The 10,423-nt window shown below is 73.6% G+C and carries 12 protein-coding genes and 1 pseudogene; 2 read left to right on the forward strand and 11 right to left on the reverse strand.

The genetic code is table 11. The annotated features are described in order from the left end of the window. The 4 genes and pseudogenes from PV721_RS36285 to PV721_RS36295 all read right to left on the reverse strand — a co-directional run. The coding region (locus tag PV721_RS36285; RefSeq protein ID WP_319731998.1) for a TerD family protein at positions 1–557 on the reverse strand (557 nt) is incomplete at its 3' end. Between the two features lie 163 nt (positions 558–720). Continuing rightward, positions 721–1,020: pseudogene (locus tag PV721_RS44140) on the reverse strand (discoidin domain-containing protein); the annotation flags it as partial. 69 nt (positions 1,021–1,089) lie between these two features. After that, positions 1,090–1,464, reverse strand: coding sequence for a YbjQ family protein (locus tag PV721_RS36290; protein ID WP_319732000.1), 375 nt, complete (start codon positions 1,462–1,464; stop codon positions 1,090–1,092). A 52-nt stretch (positions 1,465–1,516) separates the two neighbouring features. Beyond that, positions 1,517–2,182, reverse strand: a complete 666-nt coding sequence (locus PV721_RS36295; protein WP_319732002.1) for a response regulator transcription factor — start codon at positions 2,180–2,182, stop codon at positions 1,517–1,519. Between the two features lie 705 nt (positions 2,183–2,887). Between PV721_RS36295 and PV721_RS36300 the strand changes: the two genes are divergently transcribed. Then, positions 2,888–3,328 (forward strand): SH3 domain-containing protein, encoded by a 441-nt coding sequence (locus PV721_RS36300; RefSeq protein ID WP_319732004.1) that lies wholly within the window; start codon positions 2,888–2,890, stop codon positions 3,326–3,328. Between the two features lie 7 nt (positions 3,329–3,335). On the opposite strand, the gene PV721_RS36305 is transcribed toward PV721_RS36300, so the two are convergent. The 6 genes from PV721_RS36305 to PV721_RS36330 are packed head-to-tail and all read right to left on the reverse strand — an operon-like array spanning position 3,336 to position 8,901. Continuing rightward, positions 3,336–3,686 carry an NTP pyrophosphohydrolase gene (locus PV721_RS36305; protein WP_319732006.1) on the reverse strand — a complete coding sequence of 117 codons (351 nt, stop codon included), beginning with the start codon at positions 3,684–3,686 and terminating at the stop codon, positions 3,336–3,338. 5 nt (positions 3,687–3,691) lie between these two features. Further along, complete coding sequence (locus PV721_RS36310; protein ID WP_319732008.1) at positions 3,692–6,019, reverse strand: RNA ligase; 2,328 nt, start codon at positions 6,017–6,019, stop codon at positions 3,692–3,694. Positions 6,020–6,076: 57 nt separating this feature from the next. Then, positions 6,077–6,763 (reverse strand): epimerase, encoded by a 687-nt coding sequence (locus PV721_RS36315; RefSeq protein WP_319732010.1) that lies wholly within the window; start codon positions 6,761–6,763, stop codon positions 6,077–6,079. 18 nt (positions 6,764–6,781) lie between these two features. Next, complete coding sequence (locus PV721_RS36320) at positions 6,782–7,216, reverse strand: VOC family protein (RefSeq protein WP_319732012.1); 435 nt, start codon at positions 7,214–7,216, stop codon at positions 6,782–6,784. Between the two features lie 9 nt (positions 7,217–7,225). After that, on the reverse strand, positions 7,226–7,924 hold the full coding sequence (locus tag PV721_RS36325; protein WP_319732014.1) for a class I SAM-dependent methyltransferase: 699 nt from the start codon (positions 7,922–7,924) through the stop codon (positions 7,226–7,228). Beyond that, positions 7,921–8,901, reverse strand: a complete 981-nt coding sequence (locus PV721_RS36330) for a hypothetical protein (protein WP_319732015.1) — start codon at positions 8,899–8,901, stop codon at positions 7,921–7,923. The genes PV721_RS36325 and PV721_RS36330 overlap by 4 nt, the downstream gene beginning before the upstream one ends. Before the next feature lie 544 nt (positions 8,902–9,445). Here PV721_RS36330 and PV721_RS36335 point away from each other — a divergent pair. Then, the gene (locus tag PV721_RS36335) at positions 9,446–9,901 is read left to right on the forward strand and encodes a DoxX family protein (protein ID WP_319732016.1); all 456 of its coding nucleotides are present in this window, start codon (positions 9,446–9,448) and stop codon (positions 9,899–9,901) included. Between the two features lie 61 nt (positions 9,902–9,962). Here the strand turns inward: PV721_RS36335 and PV721_RS36340 are convergent. Then, on the reverse strand, positions 9,963–10,423 hold a 461-nt coding region (locus PV721_RS36340; RefSeq protein WP_319732018.1), incomplete at its 5' end, for a response regulator transcription factor.

The raw sequence follows: 10,423 nt of genomic DNA on the forward strand, positions 1-10,423 counted from the left end.
GCTCTACCGGCGGGCAGGCGCCTGGAAGTTCCGGGCCGCGGCTCGTCGTCCACGGTGATGCCGAAGTCCCGCGCCAGCCCGGCCAGGCCGCTCGCGTACCCCTGGCCCACGGCCCGGAACTTCCAGGCGCCTGCCCGCCGGTAGAGCTCGCCGCTCAGGAAGGCCGTCTCGGGGCCGGCCTCCATGTCGAAGCGGGCCAGCTCGGCCGCGGACACCGCGTCCAGCAGCCGCAGGTGCAGCCCGGGGACCTGGCCGAAGGTGCCGCCGTCGGCGGACGCGCACAGCACGACGCGCTCGATGCCGGGCTCCAGCGTTCCCAGGTCGACCCCGATGGTGTCGGTGCCGGCCTGCTTGCCGAGGTGCCGTACGGCTCCGGACGCGTGGCGCGGCTGGTTGTAGAAGACGAAGTCGTCGTCGGAGCGGACCCGTCCGGCCGCCGTCAGCAGCAGTGCGGACGCGTCCACGTCCGGCACGCCGGGCCCGGCCGACCAGCCGAGCACGGCCTGCACGGAGGTGGCTCCGACGGGCAGGTTGGCGCCTTTGTGCAATGTCGTCACGGCACCCAGTCTGCCTGCCGGAGCCCGCTTCTACGGCCGGTATCCGATGTTGAGTTCCGCGATCGAGGTCCGCGGATTGCCGGCCACGTCGCCGGTGGTCCTGAGCCTGACGTAGCGGGCGGTGCGCGCCGCGAAGGAGACCGTCCTGCTGAGCCGTCGTGTTCGGGAAGGTCCCGGTGGCCGCGGCGGTCCCCCAGGTGATCCCTTCGGTGGAGGTGAACACCTGGCGGCCGGCGACGCGTCCGTTGCTCTGCGCCTGCCGGGGCAGGTAGTGCAGGGCGGAAACGTCGTGGCGGACCGAGTCGAGGGTGATCTCGTGCGGCACGGGTGCGGTGGCGGCGTACCACTGGGTGTGCCAGATCGCGGCGGCGTCGCCGTCGAGGACGTGGGCGGCGGCGCCGTTCTCCCCGGCGGCCTCCTGGCTGTCGACCGAGGGCGGTGGCGGTCTCGGTGGTCCCCGGATCCCGTGACGAACCGGTGGTCGCCGCTGAAGCCGCTCTCGTAGGAGAGGACAGGGAGTGTCCGGAGGAGGTCAGGTGGACGCGGGGACCAGGACCACGGCCGTCCCGTACGCGCACACCTCGGTCCCGACGTCGGCGGCGTCGGTGACGTCGAAGCGCATCATCAGCACGGCGTTCGCGCCGCGCGCCTTCGCCTGCTCGATGAGCCGCTCCATGGCCTGGTTGCGGGTCTGCACCAGGGTCTTGGTGAGGCCCTTCAGCTCGCCGCCGATCATCGACTTCAGGCCCGCTCCGATCTGGCTGCCCAAGTGGCGGGAGCGGACGGTGAGGCCGAAGACCTCGCCGATGACCCGCTCGACCCGGTAGCCGGGGACGTCGTTCGTCGTGACGACGAGTACGCCGGTCTCTTGTGCACCGACCCCGCCGCCGTAGTCTTCGATACCCATGGCACCCACTCTCGCCCGGGCCGCCGCCGACCGCATCCGGGGAGCCGCGCGGTCAGGGCATTCGGGCGGCGAGGCCGAACTCGTGGGCCACGACGACGGCCTGGGCGCGGCTGGACAGCGTCAGCTTGCTCATGCAGCGGTGCACGTGCGTCTTGACGGTGGCCGGGCTGAGGACGAGCCGTACGGCGATCTGGGCGTTGGACAGTCCGGCGCCGACCAGGGCGAGCACCTCGAGCTCGCGCGGGGTCAGGGTGGCCAGGCCCGGGTGCGGGGCGCGGGCGGCCGGGGCGGCGTAGGCGTCGATCAGTCCGCGCAGGGCCCGGGGGCTGAACAGCATCTCGCCGGCGTGCACGGTGGAGATGGCGGCGAGCAGCCGCTCGGGCGGGGTGTCCTTGACGAGGAAGCCGCTGGCGCCGACCCGCAGCGCGCGGAAGACGTGCTCGTCGGAGTCGAAGGTGGTGAGGACGAGCACCTTGGGCCCGCCGTCCGCGGGGTCCTCCCGGCCGGCCACGATCCGTTCGGTGGCGGCGATCCCGTCGGTGCCGGGCATCCGGATGTCCATGAGGACGACGTCGGGCCGGGTCTCGGCGGCGAGCCTGACCGCCTCCTCGCCGTCGCAGGCCTCGCCGACGACCTCGTAGCCCGGTGCGGCGGTCAGCAGCGCGGTCAGTCCGGACCGGATCAGGAACTGGTCATCGACGACGAGTACGGACGGCATCCGCGTCACCCCCTCCCGGTCGCGGCACGGGGACCCGCCGGGCTGACCTCGAAGCCGCCCTCGGGGGCGGGCTCGGCGGTCACCGTGCCGTGGTAGATCGTCGCCCGTTCGCGCAGGTCGATCAACCCCTGACCGGCGGTTCTCCGAGTGGCGGTGCCGGAGTGTGCCGCCGTGCGCGCCGGTGCCCCGCAGGAGGACGGCCGGCGTCGCAACCGCGGCCGGGCCGGAATCCCGCGCGGGCGCGGCGCGCCGCCGGCACACGCGATCCCGCCGGCACACGCGATCCCGCCGGCGGCCGGAAGCCCGGCACGGATCCGGACCACGGCCGGATGTCTGACGAAGTGCACGTCAACCCCCCTTGAGTACCCCCCTGGTTGTATAGCGTCGACACCCACGGGGGTAGGCCGGTCTCAACCCGTGGATGGGCGCGGCCGGGCGCGGTCCGCCCGTAGATTTGCCTCCGCCGGTTCACCGGCCGGCACCGGCCCTGTCCCCCCGGGGCTCCGCTGCGCGGCCGTGCCCGTTCGGGGGCGGGCACGGCCGCCGCGCCGCAACGGAAGGAATTGGTCATATCGGGCTAAAGCCCGGTGAGCCACCGGGGCTACGACCCCCGTCCTCGCCATAGTCGTCCCTGGCAACCGCCTGGTTGCCGCCACCGCGCCGCGCGAAGCGGCCGGGCAGACGTCTTCGTAGAGGAGCCGGCTCATGCTGAAGCCCACCAGAACCATCCTCGCTCTCGCCACCGGAAGCCTGGTTCTCGGTCTGGCCGGAGCGGGCGCCGCCGTCGCGGACGACGGTGACGACGTGCCGCCGCGTGAGATCGTCGTCGGCGACGGCCGGCCCGGCACCTACCCCGACTACGAGCACGCCATCGGCAAGGTCGTCTCCAAGGGCCCGCTGAAGGTCCGCAGCAAGCCGACCACCCAGTCGCGGTCCCTCGGCCACGTGTACCCGAACAACAAGATCGAGATCGAGTGCAAGAAGTACGGCGAGAAGGTCGACGGGAACCGCATCTGGTACCGGCTGTACGACGACGAGGCCCTGGCGAACGACACCGACAGTGCCGGCCGCGCCGCCTACGACAAGGAGCGCTGGGTCTCCGCGCGCTACGTCAAGAACCTCTCCGAGGTCAAGTACTGCCGCTGACCCCGGGTCAGTCCGCCGGGCGTACGGTACGGGGCCCCACGCACTCCACCCCGTACGCCCGGACCCGTTCGCGCAGTTCCCGGTCCGCCGTGACCACGACGCAGCCGCGGTCCGCATGGGCCGCGGCCAGTTCCACGATCCGGTCGTCGCCGTTCCCGGGGGCCGCGTCCACGCGTACCCCGGGAACGGACGCGACACCCCGGGCGGCGCCTTCGACGACGAGGATGATCTCCTCGTCGCCGCCCCGCCCGGCCAGCCGGTCGCGCAGCCGCTCGGCCGCGCCCCGGCGGTCCCGCCACCAGCCGTCCGGCACCGAGCCGACGACGTTCGCACCGTCCACGATCAGCACGCCCGGCACGACGGCTAGAAGTCCCCGTAGTTGACCTGCCAGGTGGGCAGGCCCATCCGGCGCCAGACCGCGACCACGCGGTCCCGGTCGTCGAGCGACATCCGCACCGCGTAGCGGTGGCGTACGTGCGCGTCGAAGAGCTCCGCCTTCACCACGTCGTCGCGGCGCGTGTCACCGGCCGCGCGCATCCACAGCTCGTCGTACGGCACGTCGTGCCGCCGCAGCCAGGACTCCGTCTGCGGACGGTGTTCCTCGCTGCGCCCCGACAGCAGCACGATGGCGTCGCCGTCGGCCCGCTTGAAGGCGTCCAACGCGTGCCGGACCGACTCGTTGAGCAGGTCGAGCTCGCAGCGCGAGAAGTCGTACGGCCCGCGGTCGCCCGTCAGCGCCAGGGTGCCGTCGATGTCGCACAGCACCGCGGCCGGCAGCGCCGGATCGGGGACGTACGCGGTCACGGGCGGCACGGCCGTCGCGCCGGACGTCCCGTTCAGCCACTCCGCCGTGAGCCGCCAGCCGCCCTTGCGGGCCTTCTCGTGCTTCTCGGCCAGGATCCGGATGATCTCCTCGCCCACCTGCCGTTCGCGGGCCGCGTCGCGGCGCAGGCACTCCTCCAGCGGGACGTCGGTGAAGTCGTGCACGACGAAGGTCGCGAGCCCGCCGACGGCCGCCTTGAGCCGCTTCGGGATGTGCTTCGTCAGGTGCGTGTTGTCGACGACCACGTCGAAGCCGCCGTCGACGGCCGCGCGGACCGCCGCGTCCTGGACCTCCAGCACGGTCTTCTCGTGCGCGAAGGACCGGCTCCGCGTGGGGTCCGGGAGGTCGAGCATGGCCCGGAGGTCGTCGAGGTTGACCCGGCGCATCCGCCCGCCGGACCGTGCCTGGAGGGCGCGGGCCGCGGTCGTCTTGCCGGAGGCCGGCAGCCCCGTCATGACGTGCACGACGGGCAGCGCGGCCTCCTCGGCCCCGCCCCCGGTCCCCTGCGAAACCATCTCCCGCGCGACGTCGTTCCGCGCGACGTCGTTCCGCGCGGCGGGCTGCCGGACGGCGGGGGCGTCCGCCGGACGGACCGCGGCCGGTACGGCGGCGCGCGGCGCGTCCCCGGGCGAGGGACGGCGCGTTCCCTCCGGCTCTTCCCGGCCCTCCTCGTCGGTGGTGTAAGAGTCGGCCACCTCCGGCCGTACGTGGCGCCAGGTGGTCAGCTCGGTCGAGCGGCCGTCGAGCCGCAGGAACATCGCCGGGCGGACCCCCCGGTCCGGCAGTTCCTTGACGGCGCGGGCGAAGGCGCCCCGGTCGGCGGCCAGGTGCACGAGGCCCGCATAGGCCTCGTCGATGGCACGCTCGTGCGCCGCGGCCCGCGCCTCCAGGCGGGCGATCACCTCGCGCACCCAGGCGTCGAACTCGTCGGGCACCTGCTGCAGCAGCGCGTCCAGCGGCTTGCCGCCCGAGGCCTCGACCTCGGCGGCGGTGCAGTTGAGGCCCTGCGCGAGCCGGTTGACGGGCAGGCCGGCGAAGCGCTGGATGCCGTGGCTGCGCCAGATGTCCCGCTCATTGACCCCGGTGAGCACCCCGTGGAGCCGCACGTACTCGGACAGCTTGGCCTTGGCGCGCACACCGGAGGCGAAGCGCAGGACGAAGCCCTCGGCGTCGGTGCCGGTGGCCGCGGCGCCGCCGGGCATGGTGTTGGACTCGGTGAGCGCCATCAGCTCGTCGAGGGGCATGGCGGGCCACACCTTGACGACGGAGCCGATGTCCTCCCAGTGGGGCGCGGCCTCGGCGAGCGGGACCTCGGCGCCGTCCGGGCCGAAGGCCGCGAGGAGGACGAGGTCCCGGCGGTCGCCGTAGTTCACGACGATGCGGTTCTGCGGGTAGAGGATCTCCGCGAGGTACGTGACGCCCGGGCGCAGCGCGGAGGTGTCCTTGCCGTCGAGGCGGCGCTGGGCCCAGGTCGCCTGGGAGCTGGTGAAGGAGCCCTTGGAGGCGACCCGCCAGCGGCCCGCGTAGTGGAAGACCACGGCGAGGCTGCCGTCGACCTTGTCGTACACCTCGAACGGCTCGTCCGGGAGGGCAGGCGCGTACGGCATGCCCGCCTCGTGCTCGCCGACGTTGAAGAACTTCGGCAGCGGCAGGGCGACGATCGCGCCGGTGGTGTCGTCGGCGACGAGTCCGCGGCAGCGCGTGGTGACCTGGTCCCAGACGCGCTCGTACTGTGCCGTCCGCGTGTAGGTGTAGATGGACAGCGGCAGTTCGGGGTGCGACTTGCGGGTCACGTACCCGGCGTCGATCGAGGCCGCCAGCGCCTGGGCGGGCAGCAGGTCGTGCAGAGTCAGGGTCTCCTGGCTCATGGGTTCCTCCCGGATTGAGATGGCCCATTCTCACCCGCGGGAGGGTGTGCCCGGTACTCAGTTTTGCCTGGTCGGGGAAGCGCCCAGGCGGTTGATGTCGGCGGGGCGCAGGATGTGGCCGGGAACCTGGGTGCCGGGCGTGGCGACGGCGATCATGGCACGGCCGAAGGTGTCGGAGGTGATGACGAGGTTCGGCGCGACCCGCCGCAGGAGCGGGACCAGCGGCGCCATGACCGCGTAGAGGACGCGGTAGAGCCGGGTCTTGGAGGGCACGCCGCGCACCGGCTGGACGATGCCGGGGCGGAACATGTAGGCGCGGAAGGGCAGTTCCAGCAGGTCGTTCTCGGTCTTCCCCTTGACCCGCGCCCACATGGAGCGGCCCCGCTCGGTGCTGTCCGTGCCCTCGCCGGACACGTAGACGAAGGTGAGGCCGGGGTTGGCTGCGGCCAGGGGCCGGGCCACGGAGAGCGTCAGGTCGTGGGTGATGCGCCGGTACTCCTCCTCCTTCATGCCGACGGAGGAGACCCCGAGGCAGAAGAAGCAGGCGTCGTACGCGGCCGGGTCGACCCCCGCGGCGGACAGGTCGGACGGGTCCGCCTGGACCCGCTCGCGCAGTTTGGGATGGCTCACGCCGAGCGGGGTGCGTCCGATGGCCAGGACGCTCTCGACGGAGTCGTCGCGCAGGCATGCGCGCAGGACGCCCCGGCCGAGCATGCCGGTCGCGCCGAAGAGGATGACGTTCACGGTCGCAGCCTAGGCCGATCAGTGCGAGACGCAGAGCTCGTTGCCCTCGGGGTCGGCGAGTGTCGTCCAGGTGCTGGGGCCCTGGCTGCCCTCGTGGAGGTGCCGGGCGCCCTTCGCGATGAGGCGTTCGACCACGGCCCGCGGGTCGTCGGCGCCGGTGCGGACGTCGAGGTGGACCCGGTTCTTGACCGTCTTCGGCTCCGGGACGAACTGGAAGAGGATGCGGGGGGCGCGCTGCAGGCCCTCCGGGTGGCGGATGCCCGCGCCCGCCTTCCAGACGAGTGTGCCGTGGTGGGTGGCGGTGTCCGCCTCGGTCGCCTGCCCCGCTTCGACCATGCTGCGGATGAACTTCTCGTCGCTGGGCTCCACTTCCCAGCCGAGGGTGTCGGCCCACCAGTCGGCGAGCGTGTGCGGATCGGCCGAGTCGATGCTCACCTGGAACGTGTATGCCATGCCGGGACCCTACTGAGGGGCTCCCGCGGCCGCCACCGGAACGGGCTCGTAGTGCGAGGCGACGGCGGGCTGCCCGGTGTAGTTGGGCCCGGCGGCCGGGTCGGCGCCGAGGTAGCGGAAGGGCAGCCGCACGGTGCGCGGGCCGTGGAGGGAGAGACGGTGGTGGCGCCCGCTGTAGCGGAACCCGGCCGCGCGAAGCGCCGCCAGTGCGGCCCGCCCCGCCGGGGCCCCGTCGGCCACGCGCAGCGACGCGGGGTCGAGGTGGGCGATCAGCAGGCCGTCGGCGGCGAGCCAGGAGGCGGCCCGGGCGAGGAGCCCGAGCTGGTCGCCGACGTAGTGCAGGCCGTGGACGCAGGTGATCAGATCGTACGTCCGGTACGGGGACCAGTGCGCGACGGAGGCCGTCAGCAGCTCCGGCCCGTCCGGGAGGGAGGCGGGCGCGAGGGGGCCCACGAGGTCGACGCCGGTGAGGACGGCTCCGGCGGGCAGCCGCGACCGGGCCTCGCGCAGGGCGCGGCCCTCGCCGCTGCAGAGGTCGAGCCACGACGGGGTGGCGGAGCGGGAGGTGAGGTGGGCGACGGGGTCGAGGCCGAGTTCGCGGGCATAGCTGTTGACGCCGGCGAGCCCGCGTTCGCGGTTCATCGTGTTGTTCGCGACCACCGAGGTCAGTTCCAGCTCGTGCGCGGGCAGGAGGTGAGGCGTCGTCATCGGGCCATTGTCCCCGGGCCGGGCCGGTGCCGGCGGTTGATGCGGGCCTTGGCGTGGGAGGCGACCAGCGCGGCGAAGGTCAGCAGCCAGGCGCCCACGGCGATCCACAGCAGGACCTCGCCCAGCGGGAGGAGCCAGGCGACGCCGGCCGGGTCGGCCACGGAGAGACAGGCCACGGCGGTCATGCCGAGCGGGAAGACGGTGGCCCAGCGCCGGATGTCGTAGCGCGGCCGCGGGTGGCGGAGTTCGGCCGTGAGGAGGACGACGTACCAGACGAGGGACAGGGCGAGCATCGCCAGTGTGACGTTGCGCAGGACCTCGTGCGCCGTGCCCGTCCATACGGGTGACGCCGTGAGTTTGGATCCGGCCAGGGCGGAGATGGACAGCGCCCCGCCCGCGACCCAGTGGTCGCCCGCGCCGCCCACCACCTCGCGGAGGTCGAAGCGCAGGAAGGCCGCCACGTAGAGCACCAGTCCGAGGCAGAAGGCGGCCAGCGCCGCCCGGGCCGGCCAGTCGTGGCCGCCGGAGGCGGCGACGGCCGTCGCGAGGACGGCCAGGCCCTGGGTGGCCACGCAGCCGAGGAACGCCGCCCCCGGCATCCGCCGCCCCCAGTGCCCCAGGACGTTCAGCAGCAGCCCGGGCCAGAGCACGGCGGAGAGCGCGAGCAGGGCGGCCGCCACGGTCTGCCATCCGAGCATGGAGAGCCGGGTGCCGATGACCGTGGTGGCGGCGACGGCCGTCAGTGCGGCCGGGGTGTCGGCCTCGGCGCGGAACCGGCCGCGGTCGCCCACCAGGCGGGCCGTGAAGTCGGCGGCGAGCACGAGCCACAGGGCGACGGCGAGGACGAGCGCGACCAGCGAGGCCGTCTCGTGCCCGGTCAGGTACAGGCCGACGGAGATGATGCCGGCCGCCATGACGGCGGCTCCCGCCGCGGGCGGGAGTCCGGTCCACCACCCGCGGCCGGGAGGGATGCTCACGCCTCCAGCGGACCGTACCGCTGCGCGCGGCGCCAGCGGGCGGGGCCGACCGGCGGGCCACGCCCCTCCGGGCGGCTCAAACGATCTGCACGGAAGATCAACGGAGCCTGCACACGATGCACATGCTCAGGACGCGCCCGGTCCTAGGCTCGGCGGGGAGACGAGGACCTGCCGGCCCGTCACAGGGGAACGGACCGGCAGGTCCCAATCGCCACCCCCTGCCCGGCCGTGCCCGGGCCCTGCCCTGGCCGTGCCCTGGCCGTGCCCTGGCCGTGCCCTGGCCGTGCCCTGGCCCTGCCCTGCCGTGGCCCGCCTCCCGCCCGGTCGGGCCGCTCCCCATGGTCCGTCGGCTGCCGCCGGGGAGGGGAACTCCGCGCGCGCCGCCGGTGCCGACTTCCGCCCGCGGGGTAGCGTCGGATCCCCTCGGCCGGTGGCCGAAACTCGCGCTTGCCAGGCCAGTTAGGCCTACCTAACCTTTGGCTCGCTCCGCTTGAGCATCTCGGCACGACTTCGGGACCCGTCCCCAACCGAAGGAGCCTCCCCCATGAACACACGCCTCCAGCACGCCCAGCCCTATGCCGTCGGCCTGTTCCGGATCGTCACGGGCCTGCTGTTCGCGTCCCACGGCGCCGCCTCCCTCTTCGGCGTCCTCGGCGGCGCCCACGGCGGCGGCACGGTCGCCGCCGGCGCCTGGCCGGGGTGGTACGCCGCCGCCATCCAGCTGGTCGCCGGCGTCCTGGTCCTGTTGGGCCTCGGCACCCGGTCGGCCGCCTTCGTCGCCTCCGGCTCGATGGCGTACGCCTACTTCACCGTGCACCAGCCCGATGCGCTCTGGCCGCTGCAGAACGGCGGTGAGGCCTCCGCCATGTTCTGCTGGGCCTTCCTCCTGCTGGTCTTCACCGGCCCCGGCGCCCTCGCCGTGGACGGGCTGTTCGCCTCGCGCCCGGCAGCGTCCGCCGGGCGCCGGGACGAATCCCGCACGGACACCGTGACCGCCTGAGGAATCGTTTCTCCGCCACCTGCTCCGACCTGGCTCCCACCCGCTCCGGCGTCCGGGCCCCTCATCGGGGCGGTGCGACCAGTCCCATCTCGTAGGCCGTGATGACGAGTTGGACCCGGTCCCGGGCGCCGAGCTTGGTGAACAGGCGCGATACGTGGGATTTGGCCGTGGCGGCCGAGATGAACAGCTCCTCGGCTATCTCCCCGTTCGAGCGGCCCCGCCCGACCAGGGTGAGGACCTCCCGCTCCCGCTCGGTGATACCCGCGGCGGACCTCAGGGCCGGCTCCGCCGCCGGGAGCCCCGGCCGCCGGACGAAGTCCGCGATCAGCCGGCGCGTCACGCCCGGCGCGATCAGGGCGTCTCCGGCGGCGACGACCCTGATCGCCGCGAGGATCTCCTCCAGGGCCATGTCCTTCACGGCGAACCCGCTCGCGCCGGCGCGCAGCGCCCCGTAGACGTGGTCGTCCTCGTCGAAGGTGGTGAGGACGAGGATCCTGACGTCCTCGGTCGCCCCGGTACCTC

The sequence above is a fragment of the Streptomyces sp. MB09-01 genome (assembly GCF_033794505.1).
In the GTDB taxonomy this organism is placed as follows: Bacteria; Actinomycetota; Actinomycetes; order Streptomycetales; family Streptomycetaceae; genus Streptomyces.

Bases quoted from the DNA above. Each gene is read 5' to 3' on its own strand.
- PV721_RS36290 (WP_319732000.1), bottom strand. From the start codon at position 1,464: ATGGGTATCGAAGACTACGGCGGCGGGGTCGGTGCACAAGAGACCGGC.
- PV721_RS36295 (WP_319732002.1), bottom strand. From the start codon at position 2,182: ATGCCGTCCGTACTCGTCGTCGATGACCAGTTCCTGATCCGGTCCGGA.
- PV721_RS36300 (WP_319732004.1), top strand. From the start codon at position 2,888: ATGCTGAAGCCCACCAGAACCATCCTCGCTCTCGCCACCGGAAGCCTG.
- PV721_RS36310 (WP_319732008.1), bottom strand. From the start codon at position 6,019: ATGAGCCAGGAGACCCTGACTCTGCACGACCTGCTGCCCGCCCAGGCG.
- PV721_RS36320 (WP_319732012.1), bottom strand. From the start codon at position 7,216: ATGGCATACACGTTCCAGGTGAGCATCGACTCGGCCGATCCGCACACG.
- PV721_RS36325 (WP_319732014.1), bottom strand. From the start codon at position 7,924: ATGACGACGCCTCACCTCCTGCCCGCGCACGAGCTGGAACTGACCTCG.
- PV721_RS36335 (WP_319732016.1), top strand. From the start codon at position 9,446: ATGAACACACGCCTCCAGCACGCCCAGCCCTATGCCGTCGGCCTGTTC.